Source organism: Bradyrhizobium sp. SZCCHNS1050, assembly GCF_032484785.1.
Lineage (GTDB): Bacteria > Pseudomonadota > Alphaproteobacteria > Rhizobiales > Xanthobacteraceae > Bradyrhizobium.
In genome coordinates, this window is record NZ_JAUETR010000001.1 from 2807456 (window position 1) to 2834447 (window position 26992).

Consider the following 26992-nt stretch of genomic DNA (forward strand, 5'->3'; position numbering starts at 1 on the left):
CGCCGATCGCGTCGACCGCGCCGTCTCACGAATCAATCAACCATAACCGCTTCGGGACTCCAGCGGTAAGAGTCCAGACCGTGAACGATGGTTGCGCCTGAGGAAAATGCGTCCGCCGATCGACTCTTTCGAGTCGGAACAGTGGCAAGCCCGTAGTTCAACGGCCCGTCGAGCCGAAGCCGCCGCTGCCGCGCGCGGTCGTCGTCAAGGTTGTCGCGAGGCTGAGCTCGGCGCGCGCGACGGCGGCGATCACCATCTGCGCGATGCGCTCGCCGCGGCGGATCGTAAACGGTTCCTTGCCGTGGTTGATCAGCAGCACGCAGATCTCGCCGCGGTAGTCCGCGTCCACTGTGCCCGGTGAGTTCAGCACTGTGACGCCGTGCCGCGCAGCGAGCCCCGAACGCGGCCGCACCTGGGCCTCGTAGCCGTCGGGCAGCGCGATCGACAGTCCCGTTGGCACCATCGCATGGCTGCCTGACGCAAGGACGAGCGGCGCATCGGGCGGAACCGCGGCGAGCAGATCGAGCCCCGCGGCATGTGCGGTCTGATAGGCCGGCAGCGGCAGGCCCTCGCCATGCGGCAGGATCTGCACGTCGATCGCGATCGTCTGTGTCACGCAACGGGTCCCATGGTTCTGGCGATCTCGGCGACGAGCGCAGTCGCGACCTCGTCCTTGGTCATGATCGGCCAGGACGCGACATGGACGCCATCGGCGTCCTTCGTCAAGAGATGTACGGTGTTGCGGTCGCCGCCCATCACACCGGTCGCGGGCGAGACGTCGTTGGCGATGATCCAGTCGCAGCCCTTGCGGGCGAACTTTGCCTTCGCGTTGTCGATCAGGTGCTCGGTCTCGGCGGCGAAGCCGATGACGAGACCAGGCCGCTTCTCCTTCAGCTTCGAGATCGTGGCGAGGATGTCGGGGTTCTCGACCAGCGTCAGCGGCGGGATCGCCTTGTCCGTCTTCTTCAGCTTCTGGCCGCCCTCATTGGCGACGCGCCAGTCGGCCACCGCCGCGGCGAAGATCGCGACGTCGGCGGGCAGCTCGGCCTCGACGGCGTCGAGCATCTGCCGCGCCGATTCGACGTGGGTGACGCTGACGCCCTTGGGGTCGGCGAGCTCCACCGGTCCTGCGATCAGCCTCACGTCGGCGCCGGCGGCCTGCGCGGCGGCGGCGATCGCAAAGCCCTGCTTGCCGGAGGAGCGGTTGGCGATGTAGCGCACCGGGTCGATCGGCTCGTGGGTCGGGCCCGCGGTGATCAGCACGCGGCGGCCGGCGAGGGGGCGCGGCACAGGCGGCTTGAGCATGGCGACGACGGCGTCTGCAATCTCGGTCGGCTCGGCCATGCGGCCGACACCGGCCTCGCCCTTCTCCGCCATCTCGCCGGCGTTCGGCCCGATCATCTGGACGCCGTCGCGCTGCAGGGTCGCGGCGTTGCGGCGCGTCGCCGGATTGCTCCACATCATCGGGTTCATCGCCGGCGCCAGCAGGATCGGCCGGCTCGCCGCGAGCAGGATGGCGCTGGCGAGGTCGTCGGCGGCGCCGTGCGCCATCTTCGACATCAGGTCGGCGGTCGCCGGTGCCACCACGATGAGATCGCAGTCGCGCGCGAGCCGGATGTGGCCGACGTCGAACTCGCTGCGCGGGTCGAACAGATCGGTGAAGACACGATCTCCCGACAGCGCCGACGCGGCGAGCTCGGTCACGAATTGCGTCGCCGCCTTGGTCAGCACGCAGCGGACGTGGATGTGGCGCTCCTTCAGCCGCCGGATCAGGTCGAGCGATTTGTAGGCGGCGATGCCGCCGCCGATGATCAGGGTGACGCGAGCCTCGCGCGCCTGGCCGGGCTGGGGGACGAGCGGGGCGGAGAGGTTGGCTGGAGCAGGCGGCGCCATCGGCGGCTCGGATGGATCGGCAGGCTCGATCAGCGCGCGCAGGATGACCCGGACTTCCTCTTCGACGGAGCGCCCGTTCTGCGCCGAGCGCAGTCGCAGATAAGTCTTGAGAGAGTCGTCCAGCTTGCGGATGGTCAGGCTCGCCATGACCGCCTCCCCAGCATTGCCCTTGTGAAGGCAATGCTAGCAGAAAATGATAGCAGTGCAATCAGTAGACATAATGCCGATTGGTGAGCCTAGCTATTTGCCGCCGTCATTCCGGGCTCGCGCTTCGCGCGCCCCGGAATGACGAGTGGAGAGAGCGGGGCTCTCAGGTCACAGCCTGAGCACCGCGAACAGAATGCCGATGAAAGTCAGCGCGATGACCCACAGCGCGATGGCGCGCCAGCGGCTCTTCTTGCCTTCGGTGCGGCCCATGGCGGCGATGGTTTCCGGCGACAGGCGCAAGCCGTCGCGGGTCATGGTCTCCATGTGCTCCAGCACGGCGGCGGCGCGGGCGGCGAGCACGGGCAGGGTCGCGCTGAGCCGGACCAGGTCGCCGACGCCGGACACGGCGCCTTCGATGCGGCCGAGCGGGCCGAGATTGCGCTCGATCCATTCGCGCACCACGGGATCGGCGACCTTCCAGATGTCGAGCTTGGGATCGAAGCCGCGCGCGACGCCCTCGACCACCACCATGGTCTTCTGCAGCAGGATCAGCTCCGGCCGGGTGCGCATGTCGAACAGGCCGGTGACCTCGAGCAGCAGGGTCAGCAGCTTGGCCATCGAGATTTCTTCGGCCGTGCGGTTGTGGATCGGCTCGCCAATGGCGCGGATGGCCTGTGCGAAATTCTCCACCGAATGATGCGGCGGCACGTAGCCGGCCTCGAAATGCACTTCGGCGACGCGGCGATAGTCGCGGGTGATGAAGCCGAGCAGGATCTCGGCGAGGAAGCGCCGCTCCTTCATGCCGAGCCGGCCCATGATGCCGAAATCCACCGCGACCAGCCGTCCCTGCTGGTCCAGGAACAGGTTGCCCGGGTGCATGTCGGCGTGGAAGAAGCCGTCGCGCAGCGCGTGGCGGAGAAAGCTCTGGATCACCTTGCGGCCGACGTCGGGCAGATCGACATTGGCCTCCGCGAGCCGGGCGTGATCGTTCAGCGCGATGCCGTCGATCCACTCCATCGTCAGCACGGTGTTGGCGGTGCGATCCCAGTCGACCGTGGGTACGCGGAAGTCCGGATCGTCCTTGATGTTTTCCGCCATCTCGGAGAGCGCAGCGGCCTCCAGGCGAAGGTCCATCTCCATCGCGACCGAGCGCGACATCGTGTTGATGACCTCGACCAGCCGCAGCCGCCGCGCCTCCGACGAATGCGCCTCGGCCTTTTCGGCGACGAAGAAGAAATCGGAGAGGTCGCGGCGGAAGCGCGAGGCAACGTTCGGCCGAAGCACCTTCACCGCGACTGGACGACGAATGCCGTCGCGCTCGACCTCGCCGCGATGCACCTGCGCGATCGAGGCGGCGGCGACCGGAGGACCGAGATGCGTGAACAGCTGGCTGATCGGGCGCTCGAGCGCGGTGGCGATGACCGCCTCGGCCTCGGCCTGCGGGAATGGCGGCAGCCGGTCCTGCAGCGATTCGAGGTCGCGCGCCATGATGACGCCGACGACGTCGGGCCGCGTCGCCAGGAACTGGCCGAGCTTGAGATAGGCCGGGCCCATGCGCTCCAGCGCCCGCGACAATCTTGGCCCGGACTTGGCGCCGGGGCGCTCGACGAGGCGCGCCAGCTTCAGCGCGAGCTGGCCCGGCGGCGGCGCCAGGCTCGGATCGACGGCGCCGAACACGCCCTCGCGCGCGAACACGAAGGCGGCCCGGGCGAGCCGCGTAATGTGGGTGAGTGCGGAGATCACAAACGCCAGCCGGAATGAAGCGCGACGATGCCGCCGGAGAGAGTCTGCCAGGACACGCGGGAGAAGCCGGCCGCCGAGATCATCTCGGCGAAGGCGCTGGGGCGCGGAAACTGGCGGATCGATTCGACGAGGTAGCGGTAGGACTCGGCATCGCCGGTGACGGCGCGGCCGAGCTGCGGGATCACATTGAAGGAGAACAGGTCGTAGAGCTTGTCGAGCCCTGGCATCTCGACGGTGGAGAACTCCAGGCACAGGAAGCGGCCGCCATGCTTGAGCACGCGGAAGGCCTCGGCGAGCGCGAGCTCGATCTGCGGCACGTTGCGGATGCCGAAGGCGATCGTATAGGCGTCAAAGGAGCGGTCGGGAAAAGCGAGCTTTTCGGCATTGCCCTCGACGAACGAGACCTTGTCGTCGAGATATTGCTTCAGCGCCCGCTGGCGCCCGACCTCGAGCATGTCGCTGTTGATGTCGCACACGGTGGCATGGAAGCCGGCGCCGGCCTTCCTGGCGGCGCGGAAGGAGATGTCGCCGGTGCCGCCGGCCACGTCGAGCAGCGCAAACGGCGCATCGCTCTTCGGCGGGTTCAGCGTGTTGATCATGATGTCCTTCCAGACGCGGTGCAGTCCGCCCGACATCAGGTCGTTCATCAGGTCGTAGCGCTGTGCCACGCTGTGAAACACGTCGTTCACCAGCGTCTGCTTCTCGCCCAGAGGCACGTCCCTGAAGCCGAAATGAGTGGTTTGGTCCGGCTGATCCATCACCCTTACTCCGATACGGCACCATAGCGCTGATGCGGCCAAGGCGCTATCACGTCAGTCGGACAAGGTGAATGGTCGCGGATGCAAAAGGTGAAATGAGCCGGCATGCCTGAGCTGCCCGAAGTCGAGACCGTCCGGCGCGGGCTGCAGCCCGTCATGGAAGGCGCCGTCATCGTCAAGGCCGAGGCCCGGCGCGGCGATCTCAGGTTTCCGTTCCAGCCCGATTTTGCGAAGCGCCTGCAGGGCCAGACCGTCAGGGGTCTCGGCCGGCGTGCCAAATATCTGCTGGCCGACCTCGGCTCCGGCGACGTGCTGCTGATGCATCTGGGCATGTCCGGCTCGTTCCGGGTGATCAAGCCGGAGCACGAGGAGACGCCGGGCGAGTTTCACTATCCGCGCGGCAAGGACAGCGTGCACGACCATGTCGTGTTTCACATGTCGTCCGGCGCCGACATCGTGTTCAACGATCCGCGCCGCTTCGGCTTCATGAAGATCATCGGCCGCGGCGAGATCGAGACCGAGCCGCACCTGAAGGATCTCGGGCCCGAGCCGCTCGGCAACGAATTCGATGCCGCCATGCTGGCGCGCGCCTGTGCCGGCAAGAAGACCAGCCTCAAGGCGGCGCTGCTCGACCAGCGCGTCGTCGCCGGCCTCGGCAACATCTATGTCTGCGAGGCGCTGTTCCGCGCCCATCTGTCGCCGCGACGGCTGGCGGCAACGCTGGCAACGAAGAAGGGCGAGCCCACGGATCACGCCAGGCGTCTGGTGGAAGCGATCCACACCGTGCTCAACGAGGCCATCCGCGCCGGCGGCTCGTCGCTGCGCGATCACCGCCAGACATCAGGCGAGCTCGGCTATTTCCAGCATTCGTTCCAGGTCTATGACCGGGAGGGCGAGCCGTGCCGGACCGATGGCTGCGGCGGCGTGGTGAAGCGCTTCGTGCAGAACGGGCGCTCGACCTTCTGGTGCCCGAAGTGCCAGAAGTGATGCAGCGGCCGACCAGCCGGCATGGCCGGCTTGCCCCAGTCTGCTTGTGACGGACGGGGGCGGGGGTATACTGCCGCCATGGCTGTCAGCTCGCCCGATCTGAAAGCATTCCTGCTCGCGACGCCGTTCTTCGGCGGCCTGCCCGATGCGAGCCTCGATCTGCTGGTCTCGATGCTGGTCGCGCGTGAGTTCGAGAGCGGCGCCGTGGTCGTCGCCGAAGGCGAGGCGGGTCGTTCGATGTTCGTCGTGCACAGCGGCACGCTGGAGGTGAGCGAGCGCCTGGAGACGGGCGTTGCGATCCATATGTCGCGTCTCGAGCCCGGCGATTTCTTCGGCGAGATGACCCTGCTCGACATGCAGAACAGATCGGCCACCGTCGTCGCGGAAGCGCCGACCGTATTGTACGAGCTGACGGCGCAAAAGCTGTATGCCTTCTACAAGGCTGACATCCACGCCTATGTGATCGTGCTGCAGAACATCAATCGCGAGCTATGCCGCCGCCTGCGTCGCGCCGATGCGCGGATCAAGCAGCTGGAGATGCGCGAGGCTGGAGAGCGCTAGGCACGGTTGGATTCGGTGGACTCGATCTCGCGGTCGGTGATGTTTCCCTCGCTCCGCTTGCGGGGCGAGGGAGCGCACCGCATTTGCGGTAGCTCGTATCCGATGACGACCACAGCCCGCCTTTACAGCCCCGCCTTCCAGTTGATGCCATTGTCGGCCCAGGTCGGGTAGGCCCGCGTCACCGGCAGCTTCGCTTCCTCGGCGGGCGGCGTCAGCATGATCGGGAATTCGACCTCGGCGTGCTCGCTCGCGTCCTTCAGCTCGCCAGCGTCGTGCATGACGTGGTCGCCGGCGAGCTTGCCCGCTGTCCAGCGCCACAGGCTGCGAATCTCCTGCGCCGACTTGCCGGCCGCATCGAACTCGCTGACGCCGAGACCGGCGGCGAGCGCGTCCTGGTGGTCGTTGCGCATCATGATGAAGGGCTGCGCCAGCACCTCTGCGATGTCGCGCGGCGCGTCGGCGTCGAGTGCAGTCGTCGCATCGGTGACGCGATGGCCGCCGCGGATCGGGGCCTGGTTGAGCACGAAGGCAAACGGCTTGCGCCAGGCGCGCACGACGCTCAAGGTCGGTGCCGTCGCTTCGATGTCGGCGACGCTCGGACGCGCCGGAATGAGGCACAGATCGCAGTGGCGGATCGCGGCCGTCGTGGATGCCGTGATGCCGGCCCCGGTGTCGATCACGCAGAGGGTGACGCCGTCGCGGGCCAGCGCTTCGAGGCGAGGCTCGATCGTCTTGGCATCGTAGACGGCTTCGACGATCGGCTCGCCCGCGGCGCGGCGCGCCTGCCATTTGGTCAGCGTGCCCTGACGGTCGGTCTCGATCACGCGCACCTTGTGGCCGGCCTGCTGCGCGGCCACGGCCAGACCAATCGCCAGCGTGCTCTTGCCGCTGCCGCCCTTCTGCGTGGCCAAAACGATCGTGTACATCGGGAGACAGTCCTTCGGATGTTGACGGAACTTATGAGAACGCCAAAGCTGAGCGCATCGCGATCGCGGTGCAGAGCTATTCTCGCTCAGGACAGTCCCGGCCCGATCCAACTCATGAAGAGCGATCGCGGTGGTCCGAATCAGCACGCCGACAAAACTGTTCGAACTATTTCACGCTCGGCCTGTGCCTGCACAGACCGGTTGACTACGGCGGGAGCCGTTCCGAGTTGATAGCAAGGTGCTAGGAAGTTGAGTGGCAGCGAGCCGCGGGCGAGCGATCGGCGTCGCCGAGCATCATCCCATGCAGTCGCGATGCTGCACGTCCGACCCCCGCCGGCCGCCGTTGGGCCCTTAATTTTTTCTAAAACGACATGCTTAACATTGCGTAAACGCCGCCGCGCCGCGGGGCGCGGCGGCATGATCGCGATGCCGGACCGGTTTGGCGCAGGCGCTACTTCCGCACGCAGATCACGCGCACCGTCGCCGCCTTGGCGTCGAGCGAGGTTCCGTCGGGCTTGACGCCATGCGTGGCGAGAAAGGCGCGCGTCGCATCGGCGCTGACCATCACGACCTGCGTCGATGGGATCAGCGCCGTGCCGGCGAGGACGCCGGGCTTGAGCAAGGTGACGCCGGCGAACTTGCCGTCGCCGTCGAGCGCCGCCGCTCCGGAAAAGCCGAGCCCGGGCGCCGGCGCCAGCGAGGCGTCGCCGGCGCCATTGCCGGCGAGCTGCGCCTTGACGGTGCTGATCGCGGCACCGCCGCCCTGGCTCTGCGGATCGGCGATGCCGACGATGTCGACCGACGATTTCGCACTGCCGCCCGACAGCGCCAGCGGCTTCAGGCCGCGCGCGCCGTAGATGCGCAGCAGCGCCAGGCCGCGCTCCTTGTCCTCGGCCACGCGCTCGGCATGGCCGAAACCGGGAATGGTGATCGCCACGCAGGCATCGGTCACCTCGCGATCGGCGATGATGGCGCCGTCCTGGGTAGCGATGATGCCGGTGCCGTAATCGACGCGGCGCCGTGGCGCGGGCTGCGCGGCCAATGTCGACGGAAACGCGGTGAAAGCGCTCGACATCGCGATCACGACCGGCTCGACCGTGTTCTCGGTGGCCTGATCGTAGAGGATGGTCAGGATACGCACCTCGTCGCCCCGAAAGGTGCCGCGGATGTAGAACTTCTTCAGGTTCTGCAGGCCCGAGAGCACGAAGAAGTCGGGCTTCACCACGCTGTAGTCGACGGTGCGGCCGGGCTCCTTCTTCTCGCGGTCGGCGAGCGCCGCGGTGGTCGGGTTCGCCTCCTTGCGGCGTGACAGCACGACCTGCACGGTGCCGGTGGGCGAGGTCCATTTCGAGCCGGTGCCGTCGCTGGTCTGTTGCGGCACCAGCTTTGCGGGAATACCGAGCCGTGCGCCGCTGACCGGCTCGGTCACGAGCTTCCAGCCGACGCCCTCCTGCTTGCGGCGTGCGGTGTCGGCGAGCACGGCGCGCTCCTGCGGGTTCAGCACGCCGGTCGGCTTGCCGCCGACCAGCTTCTGGTATTCCTTGATCGCGTTGACCATGCGCTCGCTGACGTCGCCGGTGATGGCGCCATTGTACTGGCCGACCCAGGCGAGATCGGATTGCAACGCGAGGCGCTCGGCCTGGCTCATCGCATTGGCGGTGTCGGCGGGAGCCTGCACGCCCGGGCGCACCGGCTGGGTCGCGACGGGCTTGGGCTTGGCGCCCGGCAACGCGCCCTGCGGCGTCTGTGCCTGCGCCGACGCGCATGCGGCGATCCCGCAGATGAAGGTTGCCGTGGCCAGCCGTCTCATGACAAATCCCGATGCTCTTGCCGCGCCGTTAAATAAGCACATCTGCTTGGTCGGTCACAATCCGGCGAGGGTTCAGTGCGGAGATCCGGCGTCTTCGCTACGGGCCGACAATGGGCTGACAGCGGTGCGGCAGCGGAAGGACGGTGTAACGATGCTGAGCGACGAAGAACTGGAGCGCTATGCCCGTCACATCGTGCTGCGCGACGTCGGCGGTCCCGGCCAGGCGGCGCTGAAGCGGGCGTCGGTGCTGGTGGTCGGCGCAGGCGGCCTCGGCGCACCGGCGCTGATGTATCTCGCCGCGGCCGGCGTCGGCACGATCGGCGTGGTCGACGACGACGTCGTGTCGCTGTCGAATCTGCAGCGTCAGGTCATCCATGCGACCCCCGACATCGGCAGACCCAAAGTCGAGAGCGCCGCCGAGCGCATCAACGCGCTCAATCCGCATGTGAGCGTCATGGCGCATCGGACCTGGCTCAATGCCGACAACGCGCTCGATCTGATCGGCGCTTATGATCTCGTGCTCGACGGCTCCGACAATTTCGACACCCGCTATCTCGTCTCCGATGCCTGCTTTCTGGCCGCGCGGCCGCTGATCACCGGCGCGCTCGGCACCTTCGATGCGTCGCTGACGACGATCCGGGCGCATGAGCGGAATGAGAAGGGCCAGTTTAATCCGACCTATCGCTGCCTGTTCCCCGAGCCGCCGCCGCCCGGCACGGTGCCCGCCTGCGCCGAAGCCGGCGTCATGGGTGCGCTCGCCGGCATGCTCGGCTCGATGATGGCGCTGGAGGCGATCCGCGAGATCGTCGGCTTCGGCGAGGGGCTGGTGGGACGGCTCTTGATGCTGGACGCGCGCACGATGCGGTTCGAGACCCTGCGCTATGGGCGCGATCCCGCCAATCCGCTGAACGGTGATGGACCTGTCATTGCGGACTTGAGCGCGCATCGGAAGTGACGGCCGCTTGAGTCGAGAGGCGCGCCACAAATTCACTGTCGTCCCGGACAAGCCCGGCGACGCAACGCGTCGTCGGGCGCCGATCCGGGACCATACTCCGTGTATGCAATGAGGCGCACGGAACGGGTCATCTGCCTGTTCCAGACATCACGCGGTATGGGTCCCCGCGTTCGCGGGGACGACACCGAGTTTGTTGCGCGACCTGGACTCGCATGACGCTCAGCCCGGCTGACCGCGCTCGCTGTCCATATGCACCAACTGCGCCTCCGGATAGCGCTCTCCGGCGGCGACACCAATCGGGAAGGCCTTGTCCAGCGCGGCGAGTTGGACCTCGGTGAGCTTGACGCAGAGCGCGCCGAGCGCCTCGTCGAGACGGTCGCGGCGGCGGGCGCCGACCAGCGGGACGATGTCGTTGCCCTGCGCGGCCACCCAGGCGATCGCGACTTGCGCCGGCGTGGCGCCGACCTCGCCTGCCAGGCTGCGCAGCGTGTCGACCAGGCTGAGATTGCGATCGAGATTGTCGCCACTGAAGCGCGGCGAATGGCCACGGAAGTCGGCAGCGTTGGCGCGGTCCATCGACCAGTGCCCGCTGATCAGCCCGCGCGACAGCACGCCATAGGCGGTGATGCCGATGCCGAGCTCGCGGCAGGTTTGCAGGATGTCGCTCTCGATGCCGCGCGAGATCAGCGAATATTCGATTTGCAGATCCGAGATCGGGTGCACCTTGTGCGCCCGGCGAATCGTCTCTGAACCGACCTCCGACAACCCGATATGCCTGATGTAGCCGGCCTGTTTCAGCTCGGCCATCGCGCCGATCGTGTCCTCGATCGGCACCTTGGGATCGAGCCGCGCCGGGCGGTAGATGTCGATGGCGTCGACGCCGAGCCGCTGCAGCGAATAGGACAGGAAGGTTCTGACAGCTTCGGGCCGGCTGTCATAGCCGAGCCAGCTCTTGTCGGGGCCGCGCAGGGCGCCGAACTTCACGGAGATCTGCACGTTGCGCGGACCGGCCGAGGCCAGCGCCTCGCGGATCAGCATCTCGTTGTGGCCCATCCCGTAGAAGTCGCCGGTGTCGAGCAGCGTGATGCCGGCGTCGAGCGCGGCGTGGATGGTGGCGATGCTCTCGGACCGGTCGGTGGGGCCGTAGAAGTCCGACATGCCCATGCAGCCTAGTCCGATGACCGAAACGTCGGGGCCGGTCGAGCCGAGTTGGCGGGTTTGCATGATCAATCTCCTCTTGCTGGCGCAGGCGGCCTGCTGGCCCGCCCGGACAACGCGGATATCGGCGCATTTCCTCGGTTCGATAAGCTGGACAATTTCGAATGGACTGTTCAACATATCGAACAATGAGCGAGCCGGACCTCCGTGATCTTCAAGCCTTCGCTGCCGTGGCTCGCAGCGGCAATTTCCGCCGGGCTGCGCGCGAGCAGGGCCTCGCGGCATCCAGCCTCAGCCAGCGGCTCAAGGAGCTGGAGCAGCGGCTCGGCGTCCGGCTGCTCAACCGGACCACGCGAAGCGTCGGCCTGACGCAGGCCGGCGAGGCGCTGCTGGCACGGCTCGAGCCGGCGCTGTCCGAGATCGAAGCGGCGATCCATCAGGTGCGCGGCCAGCAGCAGGTCGCGGCGGGGCGCCTGCGCATCAATGCGCCGCCGCCCGCGGTCGATCTGGTGCTGGCGCCGATGGTCGCGCCGTTCCTTCAGGCCTATCCGCTGATCGAGCTCGAGATCGTCGCCGACAGCGGCTTCGTCGACATCGTGCAGGCCGGGTTCGATGCCGGCGTGCGCTATGGCGAGCACCTGGCGCAGGACATGATCGCCGTGCCGCTCGGCGAAACGCAGCGCTACGCCATCGTCGCCTCACCGCACTATGTGGCGCAGCATGGCCGTCCCGCGCATCCGCGCGACCTGCTGCAGCAAGGCTGCATTCGCACGCGCTTCTCGTCCGGTGCGATGCTGGATTGGGAGTTCGAGAAGGACGGGCAGGTGATCAGGATCGCGCCGCCGGCCCGGCTGATCGCGGTCCAGCTCGGTCTGGCCTTCCGTGCCGCCTGCGACGGGGTCGGCTATTGGGCGACATTCGAGGGACATGTGCGCGATGCGTTGGCGGCAGGCCGCCTCGTCAGCGTGCTGGACGACTGGTGCCCGCCGTTCCCCGGACCGTATCTATATTACCCGAGCCGCCGGCAACCGCCGCCGGCGCTGGCGGCGTTCGTCGCGTTCGTCGGGGAGTGGCGGAAGCGCGCGGGCGCCCCGCACCCAGCTGCCGTCCCGGCCTCGAGCGGAGACCCATAACCACCAGCGTGAACGAGACGATGACGACCAGCGATGTCCCACGCGGACATTACGCGGTACGGGTCCCTGCGTTCGCAGCGACGACACTGATTGTGGGGTCGAGTGACGGGCCTACAACATGCTCGGCAGCACGCGGTCCGGCGGGCGGTGGTTGTCGAGGAAGGTCTTGATGTTGATGATGACCTTCTCGCCCATTTCGACGCGGCCTTCGATGGTGGCCGAGCCCATGTGCGGCAGCAGCGTCACCTTGCCGGCCTTGGCGAGCCGGACCAGGCGCGGATTCACCGCGGGCTCGTGCTCGAACACGTCGAGACCGGCGCCGGCGATGTCGCCGGCCTCGATCAGCCGCGTCAGCGTCTCCTCGTCGATCACCTCGCCGCGTGCGGTGTTGACGATGTAGGCGTCCTTGCGGATCAGCTTCAGCCGGCGCGCCGACAGCAGATGGAACGTCGCCGGCGTGTGCGGGCAGTTGACCGAGATGATGTCCATCCGCGCCAGCATCTGGTCGAGGCTCTCCCAGTAGGTAGCGCCGAGCTCGTCGGCGATCACGGGAGCGACCGGGCGGCGGTTGTGATAGTGGATCTGCAGGCCGAAGGCGCGGGCACGCCGCGCCACGGCCTGGCCGATCCGGCCCATGCCGATGATGCCCAAGCGCTTGCCGCCGATGCGGTGGCCGAGCATCCAGGTCGGCGACCAGCCCGCCCAGTTCTTGCCCTCGGTGAGGATCGAGGCGCCCTCGATCAGCCGCCGCGGCACGGCGAGGATCAGCGCCATGGTCATGTCGGCGGTGTCCTCGGTGAGGACCTTCGGCGTGTTGGTGACGGTGATGCCGCGCGCCACCGCCGCCGCGACGTCGATGTTGTCGACGCCGTTGCCGAAGTTGGCGATCATGCGCAGCTTGCAATCGGGCTGATTGAGAATGTCGGCGCTGATGTGGTCGGTGACGGTCGGAACCAGCACCTCGGCGGTGCGCACGGCGTCGGCGAGTTGTTCCTGGCTCAACGGCTCGTCGTCGAGATTGAGCCTGGCGTCGAACAGCTCGCGCATGCGCGTCTCGACCGAGTCCGGCAGCTTGCGTGTCACCACGACGAGGGGCTTTTTCCTACCTGACATGTGCTGCTCTCATGAGATCCTTCAGACCTCATTAACCGGGTTCGCCGAAACTACCGTCGTCGCCTGAGAGCGGCGCTTCCCTGGACTGGTCGTGTCGGATCTCGCAGGTGGGCCGATCCGTCCCTGACAGGGCTTCGCGAGCGATTCTCAGGCGCTTCCTGGCCGCTTGTGTTCGGTCCTGTCTAGCAGAAGGCCCGGCCAAGACAAGAAGCCAACGGCAGGTCGGGACTGGCGCTTTCGGCAAGCCCTCTCCGAGCACGAAGGGGGGCAGCCGGGCGGTTCGATGGGGATCGGGCGAAGGATCGCAACGCAATCCGCTTTGATCGGAGCGCGGGTCGATCCTTTCGAGGGAGAGTGAGTTGAGTAAATTGACGTTGTGGCGTTTCGGTGCTGTCGTGGTGCTGCTGGTCTGTCTGTTCGACGTTGCCGTCGGCAGGGGCGGCGTTGCGGCGAAGGACTCCGTTCTCACCACCAGCGGCCTGCCGGTGCCGCGCTATGTCAGCCTGAAGTCGGATCATGTGAACGTTCGTGCCGGTCCGACCAAGGACAACGACGTGGCCTGGGTCTATACGCGCTCCGGCCTGCCGGTCGAGATCACTGCGGAATATGAGAACTGGCGCCGCGTGCGCGATTCCGAAGGCTCGGAGGGGTGGGTCTATCACTCGTTGCTGTCGGGGCGCCGCACGGCGGTGGTCACGATGAAGAACAAGGACGATCTCGCCCCGATCTACGAGAGCGCCGACGCGACCAGCGCGGTCACAGCGCGGCTGCAGGCAGGCGTTGTCGCGCAGGTGAAGAAATGCGGCAATGGCTGGTGCCGCGTGCTCGGCAATGGTTTCGAAGGCTGGATCCAGCAGCAGCGGCTGTGGGGCGTCTACGCCGACGAGCAGGTCAATTGAAGGCCCAGGTCAGCGCAATGCGCTGACCTCCATCCTGACGCGCTCCCGACACAAAAATGCCCGCAGCGGGTGCGGGCATGGTGCTTCGATGAAGACCTTCCGGAGGCTCAGCGCTTCTTGCGCAGCCGGACGACCATGTCGATCCGGGCGATCTCGTAACCTTCGGGCGCCTCCGGCAGCTTCGACAGCGCCAGATGCTGGTCCGGGATGTCGACCAGCTCGTGGTTGTTCTCGAGATAGAAGTGATGGTGGGCGGTGACGTTGGTGTCAAAATACGTCTTCGTGCCGTCAACGCTGACCTGGCGCAGCAGGCCGGCGTCGGTCAGCTGGTTCAGCGTATTATAGACCGTGGCGAGCGAGACCGGAACCTTGGCCAGCGTCGCTTCCTCGTAGAGCATTTCGGCGGTCAGATGCCGCGCGCCCTTGCCGAACAGCAGCCAGCCGAGGGCCATGCGCTGGCGGGTCGGGCGCAGCCCGGCCGCCTGCAGCATCTCGTTGACGTCGTGCCATGGGCAGCCATTGAGTGCTGGCTGCCGGCCGTTCCCGAGATCCGGGTTGCCGCGGTCATGACCACTCATCGAGGCGTTGTTGCTGACATCCACTTCAAGCACCGCACAATCTCGCTCTCATCCACAACCGATATAGGAAGAAACCCATTCAGATGCAAGCTTATCGCAACTAACGTATCTAGAACGCTCCTAAACTGCATTTGCCGCCCGGTTCGGGCGCCGGCCCTGGTGCTGCGTCGATTTACCTGGATACGCGCATTGACGCCGCAATCCTCTATGTTAGAGAGCGCCCGGACCCGATTTGCCCTGCCATGGTGAGCGCCGGCGGCCGTGATGGCCATGTGCGCGAATCCAGGCGTCGTTAGGCCCGCCGCTGACAGCGGTCATGTTCGCCAAGTGCGATGGCCCAGCCTTCGTGCCGACGCGATGACCGGCCAGCGCGGCGCGGAAGGGGGCGGCGCGCGGGAAGGGTCCATGTCGCGCGGCACAAATTCCACCGGGGATCGTTGAGAAAGGCCACCAAGCATGCTGGATCGGCGCAGCGCATATGAATACGAGGACCTGCTGGCCTGCGGCCGCGGGGAGCTGTTCGGCCCCGGCAATGCACAACTGCCGCTGCCGCCGATGCTGATGTTCGATCGGATCGTCGAGATCTCCGAGACCGGCGGCGAGTTCGGCAAGGGCGTCGTCCGCGCCGAGCTCGACGTGAAGCCGGATCTCTGGTTCTTCGGCTGCCATTTCAAGAATGATCCGGTGATGCCGGGCTGTCTCGGCCTCGATGCGATGTGGCAGATGGTCGGCTTCTACCTCGGCTGGACCGGCGGCGCGGGGCGCGGCCGTGCGCTGGGCCTCGGCGATCTCAAGTTTTCCGGCCAGGTGCTGCCGACCGCCCGCAAGGTTGTGTACAACGTCGACATCAAGCGCGTGATGCGCTCAAAGCTGGTGCTCGGTATTGCCGACGGGTGGCTTTCGATGGATGGCGAGATTATCTATCGCGCCAAGGACCTGAAGGTCGGCCTGTTCAAGCAGGGCGCCGCGCCGACTTGAACCGGCAGGCTGCGACCACAGACAGTGCAGCAGGCACGGCTGCAACACAACACACGAGCAAGGTGAGGCGGACATCATGAGGCGGGTTGTCATCACGGGCATGGGCATCGTCTCATCGATCGGCAACAACACCCAGGAGGTGCTCGCCAGCCTGTACGAGGCGAAGTCCGGTATCTCCCGCGCCGAGAAATATGCCGAGCTTGGTTTTCGTTCGCAGGTGCAAGGTGCGCCGACGCTGAATCCCGCCGACGTGGTCGACCGCCGCGCCATGCGCTTCCTCGGCGAGGGGGCGGCGTGGAATCATGTCGCCATGGAGCAGGCCATCCTCGATTCCGGGTTGGAGCCGACCGACGTCTCCAACGTCAGAACCGGCATCATCATGGGCTCAGGCGGGCCATCGACGCGCACGCTGGTGGAAGCGGCCGACATCACCCGCACCAAGGGCCCGAAGCGCGTCGGTCCGTTCGCCGTGCCGAAGGCAATGTCGTCGACGGCCTCGGCGACGTTGGCGACCTGGTTCAAGATCAAGGGCGTCAACTACTCGATCTCCTCGGCCTGTGCGACCTCCAATCATTGCATCGGCAATTCCTACGAGATGATCCAGTACGGCAAGCAGGACGTGATGTTCGCCGGCGGCTGCGAAGAGCTCGACTGGACGCTGTCGGTGCTGTTCGACGCGATGGGTGCGATGTCGTCGAAGCACAACGACACGCCTGCGACCGCGTCGCGGCCCTATGACGTCACGCGCGACGGCTTCGTGATCGCCGGCGGCGCCGGCGTCCTCGTGCTGGAAGAGCTCGAGCACGCCAAGGCGCGCGGCGCCAAGATCTACGGCGAGATCGTGGGCTACGGCGCGACCTCGGACGGCTACGACATGGTGGCGCCGTCGGGCGAAGGCGCCGAGCGCTGCATGCAGCTCGCGCTGTCGACCGTGAAGACGAAGATCGACTACATCAATCCGCATGCGACTTCGACGCCGGCCGGCGATCCGCCGGAGATCGAGGCGATCCGCAAGGTGTTCGGCCGCGGCGAGAAATGTCCGCCAATCTCGGCGACCAAGGCGCTGACCGGCCACTCGCTCGGCGCCACCGGCGTCCAGGAAGCGATCTATTCGCTGCTGATGATGAAGAACGGCTTCATCTGCGAGAGCGCCAACATCACCGAGCTCGATCCCGCCTTCGCCGACATGCCGATCGTGCGCAAGCGCATCGACAACGCCAAGCTCGGCACCGTGCTGTCGAACTCGTTCGGCTTCGGCGGCACCAACGCGACGCTGGTGTTCAAGCAGCTCGACGCCTAAGATTTCCAACAGCACTGGTTTCGTCGGCATCATGGCCGGGCAGCAGCGCGAAGCTCATTCTTCGCACCGATGTCCGGCCATTGGCGTCTCGAAGACGGAACGATCATCCTGGCTGGGTCGATCCCGGCATGACGAAGGAGAGACATCATGCAGGGACTGATGGCAGGCAAGCGCGGCCTGGTCATGGGCATCGCCAACGACCATTCGATCGCCTGGGGCATCGCCAAGACGCTGGCGGCGCATGGTGCCGAGATGGCCTTCACCTATCAGGGCGACGCGCTCGGCAAGCGCGTCCGTCCGCTCGCCGATGAGCTCGGCGTCAAGCACGTGTTGCCTTGCGACGTCGAGGACATCGCCAGCGTCGACGGCGTGTTCACCGCATTGCGCGAGGCCTGGGGCGGGCTCGACTTCGTCGTCCATGCGGTCGCCTTCTCCGACAAGAACGAGCTCAAGGGCCGCTACGCCGACACCTCGCGCGAGAATTTTGCGCGCACGATGCTGATCTCCTGCTTCTCCTTCACCGAGATCGCCAAGCGCGCCGCCGAGCTGATGCCGGAAAGCGGCGGCAGCATGATCACCTTGACCTTCGACGGCTCCAACCGCGTGATGCCGAACTACAACGTGATGGGTGTCGCCAAGGCCGCGTTGGAAGCCTCGGTGCGCTATCTCGCCGCCGACTACGGCCGCCGCAGCATCCGTGTCAACGCGATCTCGGCCGGCCCGGTGCGCACGCTGGCGGGCTCGGGCATCGGCGATGCCCGCTTCATGTTCGCCTTTCAGCAGAAGCACTCGCCGCTCGGTCGCGGCGTGACCCTGGAGGAGCTTGGCGGCTCGGCGCTCTATCTGCTGTCGGAGCTGTCCGGCGGCGTCACCGGCGAGATCCACTACGTCGATTCCGGCTACAACGTGATCTCGATGCCGCGCCCCGAGGATCTCAAGGCGGACTGACCTCCGCGCGCATCGGCGGTATCAGGGGAACGCGAGACTCCGTCCCCCGATCGACCCAAATTTTCCCAGTTGAAGACAATGTTCCTGAACGGCTAATCAGGAAGCATTGGCGCAACTCGTGTTGGTTGTTGCGACGACGCTGCGATGCATCATGACCGGTGCATCGGCCGCGGCCGTCAGCTAGCCGCTCGCGCCGGCAGCAAGACAAGTCGTGGGGGCGATTGATGCTGCGTTCGAAGGCCCGTGTCATCGCTCTCTGCGCGATGACCGGCATTGCGCTTGTGGCAGGGGGCGTCGGGCCGGCGCAGGCGCAATCGAGCGTCTGGGACTCCACGATCTCCAACACCAGCTGGTATGTGCCGACGGCGCAGCTGCTCGCCTACATGTCGCCGAAGACGGGCTTCTCCAATCCGGTCCCGATCGGTGACCAGACGTTGTGGACCTTGGGCACCGCGAGCAACGGCGCCTTCACCGGCACCAGCGTCGCGCAGCTCAGGATCGGGCTGGCGCTGCTGACGGACACCTCGACCATCCAGGGCTTCGTCACCACCAGCGGCCAGATCACCATGCTGTTCACGCCGACCGGCGGCGGCACTGCGACCGTCGGACTCGGCTATATGCGCAACGTCAACGGCGTGACCAGCATGGAAATGCAGATGATCACCGGCGACAGCCTGCTGGTGACGCATTGGGCCTACATGCTCCCCTATGATCCCGCGACCTTCACGCCGCCGCCGTCGGCACCGGTGCCGGCCAACTCAGTGCCGCAATGGGCGTGGACCGCCGGCACGCCTTGGCGGATCGTCAGTCCCACATTGTTCGGCACGCAGGCGCCGGGCCGTTTCGTCATCACGAGCTATCAGAACGGCTATTTCTGGGGTGCGGGCGTCGCGCCGCCCGGCAGCGCCGCGGCCGGCTTCACGCTGCTCGGCTCGGTGACTCCCGAGGGCAGCGTGCTGTTCAACACCCTCTCGCGCGGCACCCTGACCAGCCTCTATGGCACGGCGAGCGGCAACGCCGCAGGCGCGCAGATGCTGGTGTCGACCTACGACCTCACCGGAAACCTGACCGGAGGACTGGCGACGATGTCGCTGATCCGGCCTTATGCGGATACGCTGCGGTCTGCAGGCGGCCGCGTCGGCTTGGAAGCGGCTGACGTACTGTACCGGCTGTCGATGACGTCGGCCGGCTGGACCGGATCGATGGTCTCGGGCTTTGCCGCGCTTGATAATCTCAGCGGTCCATCTCTCAGCGCCGCCGTGAAGCAGACGTTGCCGGTGTTGACCGGGGCGGCCTCGCAGGCGACCCATGTCAGCCAGCAGGCGTTCCGGCAGACGATGACCAACAGGCTCGACGATGTCGGCAGCATCGGCTGGGCCGCTGGTCGCAATGTCTGGATGCAGCCCCTCGGCAGCACCGCGCAGCAGACGGGGCGCGATGGCGTTCCCGGCTATGACGCCTCCGGCGGCGGTCTGGCGTTCGGCGCCGACGTCGCAGTCTCGTCCCGCGCCATCATTGGCGGCGTTCTCGGTTATTCTCATCACACGATCACCGGAAGCGACGCCGCCGTGCCGAACCGTCTCGGTCTCGCCTCCTATCAGCTCGGGCTCTATGGAGCCTACGCGATCACCCGTGATGTCCTCTTCGACTATCAGCTCGATGGCGGATCGACCGATAACGGCGAAAACAGGTCGCTGAGCTTCATGGGCGCATCCGCCGGCGGCAGCTATCGTTCCTACAGCGGCCATGCCGGCGCAGGCATCAAGACGCGCATTCCGCTGCAGGACCGATTCGCGCTCGTTCCAGCACTGCGCCTGGACTACGGCACGGTTCGCAGCAATTCCTACGGCGAGAACGGTGCCGGCGGCTTCAGCCTCAACGTCGATCCTCAGATCTATCAGGAGCTCGTGACGACGGCGCAGCTGAAAGCGGTCTACGCGCCCACCAGGCAGATTCGTCTGACCAGCGATATCGGCGTCGGCTACAACGCGCTGAATCAGCCGCTGCAGATCCGCGCGGCGTTCTCGGGCGGGGGCGAGAGCTTCGTCACCCATGGCCTCGGCCTGTCGCCATGGATCTATTCGGCGGGCCTTGGTCTTGTGGCCGCCGGCAACGACCGGCTCGACCTCAGCATCCGCTATGGCATCAACGCGACATCGTCCGGTCTCGTCCAGCAGTCGGGCCACGCGGTGCTGAAGATCAGGCTGTGACGCGCCGAGCTCGTCGTTCTATTCGCGCCCGAAATAGGCCGGCAAGCGCTGGTCGAGCCGGAATTTAAGCATCGAACGCGCCATGTCGCGCAGCACATTGTTGTTCGCAGCCTCCGGCGGCGAAGCGGGGAATGCGGAGTTGTCGACGTCCCCGGCGTGAGACGGCGGTCCGACGCCGGACGTCAGCCGTGAGAGCAGCGATCTGGAGCTCGTGGCAGGCTCGCGCGTCTCGAACGTCGCGCCGTCATAGAGCTGGATATCGATCATGGTGAAGACGTGGCTGATCCGGCCGAATCCCTCGCCCCGGTTGATGACACCGACGCCGGTAACCTCGTCGTTTGTCGAGGGTTCGCTGTCGGTCCGGCGGGTGATCACGAGGTAGCGAGCGCACCCTGCCGTGCCGGCCACCTTCTTGACGATGGGCGTGAGCTTCCCGTTCTCGGCCTTGACCGGTGGCGACTGATAGAACGGATCGAATGCGCCCTTGGGGACGCTGATGCGGCGGATCCCGCTATCACCCGCGGCTGCCTTCACACGCGCGTAGACGATGTCGTCGAAACCCCAGGACACCGGCACTTCGGCGTACTCGTTGCCCAGGCGGGTCATGCCGTTCTTCTGCACCGTGAAGGCATCGCCGAGCGCGGCGATCACCCCGACCTCGCACGGTCCGCCCTCGCGAAGGGCCGTCGTCGTCTTGGCTGCCTTGGCAGCGGTGCCCGCGGTCCTTGGCGCTGTTTTGGCATTCAGCGGCGCCGGCGCCGATTGCGCCAGGGCATTGGTGCATGACCAGATCACGGCCATGAACAGCGGCGCCAGTCGGCGAGAGATTGTCACTGGGAGAGCTCGTCGCATAAGGGAGAGGATTGGGCCAATGAAGCTCGTTCGAACCGTGTGAACGCGGGCGACGGCATCATTCGATCTTCAGATAGCTCGGCAGGTCGCGATCGAGCTTCGCCGCGACCAGAGTACGCAGCCGCTCGCGCAGGACGGTGCTGGAGGCCGCAGCCGCGAGAGGCTCGGGGAAGTCGGCATTGTTGAGCTTATTGAGAGGATCCTCGGTGAGCCTCATGGTCTCGGCCAGCCTGGCGCCGGTATCCGCCGAGAACGAGCTGATCTTCTCGTAGGATTGGCCGTCGATGAGCGTGATGTTGACGTTCGCAAACAGATGCGAGTGCCTGAGGATCGATCCGACCCCCTGATTGTAGGCGCCGATGCCTCTGAGCCTCAGGGTGGTGTTGGGAATGGTCGTCTCGAACCTGGTGACGACGAGGTAGCGTGCGCAGTTGGCATTCGTGGTGACGTTGCGCACGATCGAGGCCAGGCTCTCCTTCGGATCGGGCAGGAAGCGCGACGTCGGATGGTAGTAGGGCTCGAACGCGCCTTTCGGATAGCCGATCCTGTGCACGGCCGGGTCGCCGCCGGTGGCCGCGCGCACGCGCGCCATGGCGAGGTCGTCCAGTCCCCATCCCGGCAACGTGACTTCGTCCTCTTCGATTTCAAACACGGTGAGGCGAGCTGGTCGCCGAGTGCGGAAATGACGCCAAGACGGCACGGACCGCTTTCGATGGCGCCTGGTTTCGCCATCGCCTTTGTCTTTCCGGAGGGTTTCTTGGCCGCGGGGGCGGCCTTGGGCGCCGTTGCTGACGGCGCCTGGGCCCAACAAGCCCCGGTTGCGAAGGCAGCGGCGAGGACGAAGAGCGCAAGGCGACGGATCGGCAGGAGCGGCACGGACATGGGGACGGTTCGAGAATGCAAGGTCGTCGGGAACTCGAACTTAGTTCGCCTGCGAAGGCGCACGCAACGGTTTCCGGTCGCCACGCGCAAGATTTGCGCTTGCACGCTCTGCGATCAGGAGGCCGCCGCCTGACCGTCACGCTTCCAGCGATAATATTTCATGATCCGGCCGTGCAGCGGGTCAGCTTCCTCCTTTTCCAGCACGAAGCCCTCGCGCTCATACCAGCGCCACGCCTTGTCGTTGCCCTTTGCGCAGCGCAGCCACACTTCGTCGGGGAGCAGCTCGCGGGTGAAGGCGAGCAGCCGGCGGCCGAGCGAGCGGCCCTGATGGGACGGGGCGATCATCAGCTGGTCGAGATAGAGCGTGGGGACGTTGATCGCGAGCATCGCCGCGAGGCCGCCGCGGTCGTCGGCGACATACAGGCTCCAACCGCCGGCGACTTCGCGCGGCACGCGCTCCCTGAGGACCGCGAGCAGCCTCTCGCTCTGCGCTTCCAGACCCGTCGAACACCAGCTCTCCATCCAGAGCCTGGCGACGGCGTCGTATTCGTCCGGGCGGGCAGGGCGGATGATAGGATGGTGCATGTGGGTGACCTTAAGCGGGGTGACGGCCTCTGCATCCGCAGCCGTGACCCGGGACGCGCGAGGGTGCACGACCAATAGGACAACAAAAAAGGGCGGCCCGAAAGCCGCCCTTTGTATTTCATTCGAAGGGGACGCCGGCTTTACTCGCCAGCGGCTTCGCGCGCCTCGGCGGGCGCGTCCTTCTGCTTGGCCTCGAGATCCTCGCCGGTGGTCTGGTCGACCGCCTTCATCGACAGCCGGGTCTTGCCGCGGTCGTCGAAGCCGAGCAGCTTGACCTTGACCTTGTCGCCTTCCTTGACGACGTCGGTGGTCTTCTGCACGCGCTTGTCGGCGAGCTGCGAGATGTGCACGAGGCCGTCGCGGGTGCCGAAGAAGTTCACGAAAGCGCCGAACTCCATCACCTTGACGACGGTGCCGTCATAGATCTGGCCGACTTCCGGATCGGAGGCGATCGACTTGATCCACTTGATGGCGGCCTTCATCGCCTCGCCGTCGTTGGAGGCGACCTTCACGGTGCCGTCGTCCTCGATGTTGACCTTGGCGCCGGTCTTCTCGACGATCTCGCGGATCACCTTGCCGCCGGTGCCGATCACTTCGCGGATCTTGTCGGTCGGGATCTTGAAGGTCTCGATGCGCGGCGCGTATTCGCCGAGCTCGGCGCGCGCGGCGGTCAGCGCCTTGGACATCTCACCCAGGATGTGGATGCGGCCTTCGCGGGCCTGGCCCAGCGCAACCCGCATGATCTCCTCGGTGATGCCCTCGATCTTGATGTCCATCTGCAGCGAGGTGATGCCGCTCTCGGTGCCCGCAACCTTGAAGTCCATGTCGCCGAGATGGTCCTCGTCGCCGAGAATGTCGGACAGCACGGCGAAGCGGCTGCCTTCCAGGATCAGACCCATCGCGATGCCCGCAGTCGGCCGCTTCAGCGGCACGCCTGCATCCATCAGCGCCAGCGAGGAGCCGCAGACGGTGGCCATCGACGACGAACCGTTGGACTCGGTCACCTCCGACACCACGCGCGTGGTGTAGGGGAACTCGTGGTGCGGCGGCAGCACCGGGTGGATGGCGCGCCAGGCGAGCTTGCCGTGGCCGATCTCACGGCGCTTGGTGCCGCCGAGACGGCCGGTCTCACCGACGGAGTAGGGCGGGAAGTTGTAGTGCAGCAGGAACGTCTCTTTGTACGTCCCCGACAGCGCGTCGATGTACTGCTCGTCCTCGCCGGTGCCGAGCGTGGTCACGACCAGCGCCTGGGTTTCGCCGCGGGTGAACAGCGCCGAACCGTGGGCGCGGGGCAGCACGCCGACCTCGCAGACGATGTTGCGCACCGTCTTGGCGTCACGGCCGTCGATGCGCTTGCCGGTGTCCAGGATGTTCCAGCGGACGATCTTGGCCTCGAGCTCCTTGAACACGGCGGCGATCCGGAGCTTGTCGTATTTCGGCTCCTGCCCCTCGGGGAAGAAGTAGGCCATCACCTTTTCCTTGACGGCGCCGACGGCAGCATAGCGCTGCTGCTTGATCGGAATCGCGTAGGCGTTGCGCAGGTCCTGCTCGGCGATCCCGAGCATCTCCTTCTCGATCGCGCCGTTGTCGATGATCGCGACGTCGCGCGGCTCCTTGGCGGCCTTCTCGGCGAGCTCGATGATCGCGTTGATCACCGGCTGGAAGTGACGGTGACCGAACATCACCGCACCGAGCATGATGTCCTCGTTGAGCTCCTTGGCCTCCGATTCCACCATCAGCACGGCGTCCGAGGTGCCGGCGACGACCAGGTCGAGCTGGGTGTCGGCCATCTCGTCGAGGGTCGGATTGAGGATGTATTCGTCATTGGCGAAGCCGACGCGGGCCGCGCCGATCGGACCCTTGAACGGAACGCCCGACAAGGTCAGGGCGGCCGACGCGCCGACCAGCGCCACGATGTCCGGATCGTTCTCCATGTCGTGCGACAGCACGGTCACGATCACCTGGGTCTCGTTGCGCCAGGCATCGACGAACAGCGGGCGGATCGGGCGGTCGATCAGGCGGGAGACCAGCGTCTCCTTCTCGGTCGGACGGCCCTCGCGCTTGAAATAGCCGCCGGGAATGCGGCCCGCGGCGTAGGTCTTTTCCTGATAGTCGACGGTCAGGGGCAGGAAGTCGACGCCCTCGCGCGGCGCCTTGGCGGCGACGACGGTCGCGAGCACGACGGTCTCGCCATAGGTGGCGACGACGGCGCCGTCAGCCTGGCGGGCGATCTTGCCGGTTTCCAGCCTGAGCGGACGCCCACCCCAGTCGATCTCGACGGAATGCTTGGTAAACATGGGTATCTTCTTTCATGAGATGATCGAAGGCAGACCCCCCGGAAACAAAAAAACCATGCGCAAGATTGCAGGGCGCTGGAAAACGATCAGCGCCCTGCGATCCTGCCATGGTTTTCTTATTTCGGATGGCGTCCATCCTTCTCGTAAATAACGGGCACCTTGCCCGTTACGCCCAGCGGCCGGATTGCTGCTGAGGCGTACTGCATGGTCCGGGCAGGATCAGTCGAAGAGCGTATCTGCCTCTTTCCAGATCCAGCCAGACCGCATGATCCCGGACTCGCGAACGCCGCGATCGAAGCGGCGTCCTCGGCATCATGCCATCAACGCGCGCTGGACTGCGCGCGCTCATTCCAACGCGAAGCTCAACGACGGATGTTGTGCTTCTCGAGCAGCGCCTTGTAGCGCGCCTCGTCGTTCTTCTTCAGATAGTCCAGCAGCGAACGGCGGGTCGACACCAGCTTCAGGAGACCGCGGCGGGAGTGGTTGTCCTTGCCGTGGGTCTTGAAATGGCTGGTCAGGTTGTTGATGCGTTCCGACAGGATCGCAACCTGCACCTCGGGAGAACCGGTATCACCGGCCTTGGTGGCATTCGCCTTGATGATTTCCGCCTTGCGCTCTGCGGTCACCGACATCGTCAGTCTCTTTCGTTGCGACCGGAGCTGGCAGTCAGTCCGGTCAGGTTGAACACGCGCTTGGGGATGAGTTCGCCATTGCCAATTTCGGCAAGCGCCAGAAGGCGGCCTGCGACCGTGACATAGACTGTGCCGCTACTATTGGGCGCATCCCGTCCGCGCAACAAAACGGCCTGGCCCCTGTGGAGCCTTGCCGCATCAGCCCGAGTGACGGCCAGTGCCGGGATGTCGTCCAGCGCGGTCTCAACGGGCAGGAGTGCGTCGGCGAGGCTTCCCTCACCGGACGCGGCTCTATTGCACAAAGCCTCCAACTGTTCCAGCGGAATCATGTCGTTCTCGGTAAACGGACCCACCAGGGTCCGCCGGAGCGCGCTGATATGGCCGTAACAGCCGAGGAGGCGGCCCATGTCGCGGGCCAGCGCCCGGACATAGGTTCCCTTGCCGCATTCCGCCTCGAATACCGAATGGTCGGGGTCGGGCTGGTCGACGAGGGTCAGTTCATGGATCTCGACCGGGCGCGGCTGGAGCTCGACGACCTCGCCGTCGCGGGCGAGATCATAGGCGCGCTCGCCCTGGATCTTGATCGCGGAATAGCGCGGCGGCGTCTGCTCGATCCGGCCGGTAAATTGCGGCAGCAGCGCCCGGATCGCCGCGGCATCCGGCCGGCTGTCGCTGGTCTCGACGACCCGTCCTTCGGTGTCGTCGGTATCGCGCTCCTCTCCCCAGGTCACGGTGAAGCGGTAGCGCTTGCGGCCGTCCATCACGAAGGGAACCGTCTTGGTGGCTTCGCCCAGCGCGATCGGCAGGCCGCCGGAGGCGAGCGGATCGAGCGTGCCGGCATGGCCGGCGCGCTTGGCCTGGAACAGGCGCTTCACCACCGCCACGGCCTGGGTCGAGGTCATGCCGATCGGCTTGTCGAGCACGACCCAGCCATGGACGTCGCGACGATCGCGGCGCGGCTGGCTGCCCTGACCGTTCCCTTGGCGCGGCTTGTTGCGCGGATCGTTGTTGTCGCGCGGCGGGCGTCCGTCGGCAGAATGGATCGTCTTGGCCGCGGTCGGTTCGGCGCTCGGCGCGTCGACAGTGCCGGTTTCGGGGGGAATGGTCATCAGCTCTCTTCCGAATCCGAATTGAGGTCTCTCTGCACCGCGGGTGTTCGCAGTAATTTCTCGATCCGTTCCGCTTCGTCGAATCGCTCGTCGACGCGGAAGCGGATGTCAGGTGCAAATTTCAGGTTAACGCGCCGCGCGATGTCGCCGCGCAGGAACTTCTTGTTGCGCTCCAGCGCCGTGAGCACGACGTCCGTATCCTGTCCGCCGAGGGGCATGATGTAGATCGTGGCGAGCTTCAGGTCGGGCGACATGCGGACTTCGGGCACCGTAATGATGTGTCCCTCCAGGTCCGGGTCGTGCACGTCACCGTGGCTGAGAATGTCGGCGACAGCGTGACGCACGGTCTCGGCCACGCGCAACTGACGCTGCGAGCCGCCGGAAGCGGCGCTTCCCCTCTGGTGATGGCGAGGCATTTTTCAAAAATCCAATGGATCGTCGCCCGGCGTGAGCACGGGCGAGAGGATCATTCTGATTGAGTTCAACGACGCTTCGTTAAGTTCAAGAGGCGCGGCGATTCCGCATGTTCACGGAATCG

General features: G+C 66.1%; 25 protein-coding genes. 9 read left to right on the forward strand and 16 right to left on the reverse strand.

Annotated features, from left to right (window positions below; all coding sequences use genetic code 11):
* Positions 1-157: 157 nt before the first annotated feature.
* From dut to ubiE, 4 genes are all read right to left on the reverse strand, one after another.
* Entirely contained in the window at positions 158-616 is a 459-nt protein-coding gene (dut, locus tag QX094_RS12785; protein ID WP_315751765.1) for a dUTP diphosphatase, read from the reverse strand.
* A complete protein-coding gene (coaBC, locus tag QX094_RS12790; protein ID WP_316173519.1) occupies positions 613-2040 on the reverse strand; it encodes a bifunctional phosphopantothenoylcysteine decarboxylase/phosphopantothenate--cysteine ligase CoaBC in 1428 nt (475 codons plus the stop codon). Before coaBC ends, dut begins: the two co-directional genes overlap by 4 nt.
* A gap of 168 nt (positions 2041-2208) precedes the next feature.
* Complete coding sequence (gene ubiB, locus QX094_RS12795; protein WP_315716904.1) at positions 2209-3783, reverse strand: 2-polyprenylphenol 6-hydroxylase; 1575 nt, start codon at positions 3781-3783, stop codon at positions 2209-2211.
* A complete protein-coding gene (gene ubiE, locus QX094_RS12800) occupies positions 3780-4541 on the reverse strand; it encodes a bifunctional demethylmenaquinone methyltransferase/2-methoxy-6-polyprenyl-1,4-benzoquinol methylase UbiE (RefSeq protein ID WP_315716905.1) in 762 nt (253 codons plus the stop codon). Before ubiE ends, ubiB begins: the two co-directional genes overlap by 4 nt.
* Before the next feature lie 105 nt (positions 4542-4646).
* On the opposite strand from ubiE, the gene mutM reads away from it, so the two are divergent.
* Both mutM and QX094_RS12810 read left to right on the forward strand, forming a co-directional pair.
* Positions 4647-5528 carry a bifunctional DNA-formamidopyrimidine glycosylase/DNA-(apurinic or apyrimidinic site) lyase gene (gene mutM / locus QX094_RS12805; protein ID WP_315751767.1) on the forward strand — a complete coding sequence of 294 codons (882 nt, stop codon included), beginning with the start codon at positions 4647-4649 and terminating at the stop codon, positions 5526-5528.
* A gap of 78 nt (positions 5529-5606) precedes the next feature.
* Positions 5607-6089, forward strand: coding sequence for a cyclic nucleotide-binding domain-containing protein (locus QX094_RS12810; protein WP_315716907.1), 483 nt, complete (start codon positions 5607-5609; stop codon positions 6087-6089).
* Positions 6090-6211: 122 nt separating this feature from the next.
* Here QX094_RS12810 and QX094_RS12815 read toward each other — a convergent pair whose 3' ends face one another.
* Positions 6212-7015, reverse strand: coding sequence for a ParA family protein (locus tag QX094_RS12815; RefSeq protein ID WP_316173521.1), 804 nt, complete (start codon positions 7013-7015; stop codon positions 6212-6214).
* A gap of 451 nt (positions 7016-7466) precedes the next feature.
* A complete protein-coding gene (locus tag QX094_RS12820; protein ID WP_316173522.1) occupies positions 7467-8825 on the reverse strand; it encodes a peptidoglycan-binding protein in 1359 nt (452 codons plus the stop codon).
* Between the two features lie 151 nt (positions 8826-8976).
* Here QX094_RS12820 and QX094_RS12825 point away from each other — a divergent pair, with 151 nt between their 5' ends.
* Positions 8977-9780 (forward strand): molybdopterin-synthase adenylyltransferase MoeB, encoded by an 804-nt coding sequence (locus QX094_RS12825; RefSeq protein ID WP_315716910.1) that lies wholly within the window; start codon positions 8977-8979, stop codon positions 9778-9780.
* 219 nt (positions 9781-9999) lie between these two features.
* On the opposite strand, the gene QX094_RS12830 is transcribed toward QX094_RS12825, so the two are convergent.
* Entirely contained in the window at positions 10000-11004 is a 1005-nt protein-coding gene (locus tag QX094_RS12830) for an aldo/keto reductase (RefSeq protein WP_315716911.1), read from the reverse strand.
* 122 nt (positions 11005-11126) lie between these two features.
* Between QX094_RS12830 and QX094_RS12835 the strand changes: the two genes are divergently transcribed.
* Positions 11127-12071 carry a LysR family transcriptional regulator gene (locus tag QX094_RS12835; RefSeq protein ID WP_316173523.1) on the forward strand — a complete coding sequence of 315 codons (945 nt, stop codon included), beginning with the start codon at positions 11127-11129 and terminating at the stop codon, positions 12069-12071.
* A 111-nt stretch (positions 12072-12182) separates the two neighbouring features.
* Here QX094_RS12835 and QX094_RS12840 read toward each other — a convergent pair whose 3' ends face one another.
* Complete coding sequence (locus QX094_RS12840; RefSeq protein ID WP_315716913.1) at positions 12183-13184, reverse strand: D-glycerate dehydrogenase; 1002 nt, start codon at positions 13182-13184, stop codon at positions 12183-12185.
* Positions 13185-13597: 413 nt separating this feature from the next.
* On the opposite strand from QX094_RS12840, the gene QX094_RS12845 reads away from it, so the two are divergent.
* On the forward strand, positions 13598-14083 hold the full coding sequence (locus QX094_RS12845; RefSeq protein ID WP_409977910.1) for an SH3 domain-containing protein: 486 nt from the start codon (positions 13598-13600) through the stop codon (positions 14081-14083).
* A gap of 107 nt (positions 14084-14190) precedes the next feature.
* Here QX094_RS12845 and irrA read toward each other — a convergent pair whose 3' ends face one another.
* Complete coding sequence (gene irrA, locus QX094_RS12850; RefSeq protein WP_315716966.1) at positions 14191-14661, reverse strand: iron response transcriptional regulator IrrA; 471 nt, start codon at positions 14659-14661, stop codon at positions 14191-14193.
* Positions 14662-15117: 456 nt separating this feature from the next.
* On the opposite strand from irrA, the gene fabA reads away from it, so the two are divergent.
* The 4 genes from fabA (at position 15118) to QX094_RS12870 (ending at position 20097) form a co-directional block, all read left to right on the forward strand.
* Entirely contained in the window at positions 15118-15639 is a 522-nt protein-coding gene (gene fabA / locus QX094_RS12855) for a 3-hydroxyacyl-[acyl-carrier-protein] dehydratase FabA (protein ID WP_315716914.1), read from the forward strand.
* Positions 15640-15715: 76 nt separating this feature from the next.
* Positions 15716-16939, forward strand: a complete 1224-nt coding sequence (gene fabB, locus QX094_RS12860; RefSeq protein WP_315716915.1) for a beta-ketoacyl-ACP synthase I — start codon at positions 15716-15718, stop codon at positions 16937-16939.
* A 147-nt stretch (positions 16940-17086) separates the two neighbouring features.
* A complete protein-coding gene (gene fabI, locus QX094_RS12865) occupies positions 17087-17887 on the forward strand; it encodes an enoyl-ACP reductase FabI (RefSeq protein WP_315716916.1) in 801 nt (266 codons plus the stop codon).
* A gap of 224 nt (positions 17888-18111) precedes the next feature.
* Positions 18112-20097: an autotransporter outer membrane beta-barrel domain-containing protein gene (locus QX094_RS12870; protein WP_316173525.1), complete on the forward strand. Its 1986-nt coding sequence runs from the start codon at positions 18112-18114 to the stop codon at positions 20095-20097.
* An 18-nt stretch (positions 20098-20115) separates the two neighbouring features.
* Here the strand turns inward: QX094_RS12870 and QX094_RS12875 are convergent, their stop codons facing one another.
* From QX094_RS12875 to rbfA, 7 genes are all read right to left on the reverse strand, one after another.
* The gene (locus tag QX094_RS12875; RefSeq protein ID WP_316173527.1) at positions 20116-20898 is read right to left on the reverse strand and encodes a hypothetical protein; all 783 of its coding nucleotides are present in this window, start codon (positions 20896-20898) and stop codon (positions 20116-20118) included.
* 109 nt (positions 20899-21007) lie between these two features.
* Positions 21008-21601 carry a hypothetical protein gene (locus tag QX094_RS12880; protein WP_316187943.1) on the reverse strand — a complete coding sequence of 198 codons (594 nt, stop codon included), beginning with the start codon at positions 21599-21601 and terminating at the stop codon, positions 21008-21010.
* A gap of 344 nt (positions 21602-21945) precedes the next feature.
* Positions 21946-22416, reverse strand: a complete 471-nt coding sequence (locus QX094_RS12885; protein WP_315716920.1) for a GNAT family N-acetyltransferase — start codon at positions 22414-22416, stop codon at positions 21946-21948.
* A 140-nt stretch (positions 22417-22556) separates the two neighbouring features.
* A complete protein-coding gene (gene pnp, locus QX094_RS12890) occupies positions 22557-24713 on the reverse strand; it encodes a polyribonucleotide nucleotidyltransferase (protein ID WP_315716921.1) in 2157 nt (718 codons plus the stop codon).
* Positions 24714-25075: 362 nt separating this feature from the next.
* On the reverse strand, positions 25076-25345 hold the full coding sequence (rpsO, locus tag QX094_RS12895) for a 30S ribosomal protein S15 (protein ID WP_009025947.1): 270 nt from the start codon (positions 25343-25345) through the stop codon (positions 25076-25078).
* Positions 25346-25347: 2 nt separating this feature from the next.
* On the reverse strand, positions 25348-26454 hold the full coding sequence (gene truB, locus QX094_RS12900; protein WP_316170040.1) for a tRNA pseudouridine(55) synthase TruB: 1107 nt from the start codon (positions 26452-26454) through the stop codon (positions 25348-25350).
* The gene (rbfA, locus tag QX094_RS12905; RefSeq protein WP_315716923.1) at positions 26454-26870 is read right to left on the reverse strand and encodes a 30S ribosome-binding factor RbfA; all 417 of its coding nucleotides are present in this window, start codon (positions 26868-26870) and stop codon (positions 26454-26456) included. Before rbfA ends, truB begins: the two co-directional genes overlap by 1 nt.
* Positions 26871-26992 lie beyond the last annotated feature (122 nt).